Source organism: Mesorhizobium sp. P3_A9 (genome assembly GCF_056402975.1).
The window spans coordinates 1-556 of record NZ_JBFUGJ010000819.1 but is presented as its reverse complement, the minus strand read 5'-3'; the positions used below and the strand labels follow the sequence as shown (position 1 = coordinate 556).

The 556-nt window shown below is 60.8% G+C and carries 2 pseudogenes; both read right to left on the bottom strand.

The window, feature by feature from the left end:
* A pseudogene (locus tag AC1DX0_RS36920) lies at positions 1-120 on the bottom strand (glutathione-dependent disulfide-bond oxidoreductase); the annotation flags it as partial.
* 221 nt (positions 121-341) lie between these two features.
* A pseudogene (locus AC1DX0_RS36915) lies at positions 342-556 on the bottom strand (hypothetical protein); the annotation flags it as partial.

Here is a 556-nt window from a genome sequence, read left to right as displayed (position 1 = left end):
CTTGCCGACGGGCAATTCCTTGTCATGCGTCGGCCCGGCAATCGGTCGGTTGATGCTGGCAAAGGCGCCGCCATTTGCCTTGTTCCAGGTCCATACTTTCGGCGGGGTGTAGTCTGTCATGTCGGGCCTCGTGGGGAAGATAGCGTGGGACGGGATGGGCAGATCCATCCATAGCTAGGGCTGCGGAGGGGGAAGTTCAACTTGCGTTGAACTATTGTCAATGTGGGCAATGACGTTGGCCCTTGCTTATCCCCTTGTGGGGTCCGAAGGGCGGGGCGAGACCCGTGGCTCGCCCCAGGGCGGTGGCCTCGCGAAGCGAGGTCGGATGAGCAACTGTGTTTTCAGGCTTTGTCTGGACACCAGGGTTGGTTGTGTCGAAGCATGGCGCTGAGGATGGTCATAATCTTTCGGGCCACGGCGACGATGGCGACCTTTGGTTGCTTGCCGTTGGCAATGAGACGCTGGTGGAAGGCTCTGAGTACGGGATTTGAGCGGCTGGCGGTGAGCGCTGCCATGTAGACCACCCTGCGCAGAGCATGCCGGCCGCCCCAGATGA